Origin of the sequence: Sedimentitalea sediminis (assembly GCF_042687825.1) — a bacterium.
Classification (GTDB): domain Bacteria; phylum Pseudomonadota; class Alphaproteobacteria; order Rhodobacterales; family Rhodobacteraceae; genus Sedimentitalea.
Genome location: NZ_JBHUQE010000073.1, coordinates 1 through 551, shown reverse-complemented (window position 1 = coordinate 551; position 551 = coordinate 1). Strand labels below are relative to the sequence as shown.

The 551-nt window shown below is 64.4% G+C and carries 1 protein-coding gene; it reads left to right on the top strand.

Features of this window, described 5'->3' with window-relative positions:
* Positions 1-89: 89 nt before the first annotated feature.
* A partial coding sequence (locus ACFMPD_RS17575; protein ID WP_380997367.1) for a hypothetical protein occupies positions 90-551 on the top strand: 462 nt, incomplete at its 3' end.

Genomic DNA, 551 nt, shown 5'->3' with positions numbered 1-551 from the left:
CTTCTTTGGCACAGGATCGCCGACGTGCATTCGTCCTACTATTCGCACGAAGTCGTTGAAGCGGCGCAGGCAAGCCGCGTCGAAGTCTAATGACCGCCGCGACCGACATGGCAAAGCTGGTCGCATGGATTGCGGACAGTAGCCCGGCGAAGCGGCCCGCGCCGATGCACGGCTATGTGCAGGTGCCGCCCTATGCGTGCCTGTGGCCTGTTGACCCCGCCTTTGCGGTCTATCCCGATTGGAGCGGGCTAGGGGAGCGTCAGTTGCCCCTGTGCGTGTCCACTGTGGCCTTAGCGGCCCCGGTGATGGATCAGCGCCTAGGCTGGTCCTGTGCGGCCCTGCCAGCCGTTTCCGAGCGCCTGCGGAATGTCCTTCACCATGTGCCGGAAAGCCGGTGGGACGTGCCCGCCTGCCTAGCTGTGGGCATCGCTTCACCCGCGACCACGATCAACGCCGCACTTGCCGCCGAAGGCTTGTCCGTAGACCTGGCCGAAACCGCCCTGATTGCCGTGCCGCTCTACATCGTCACTGGGCCTTGTTGCACAAATCGG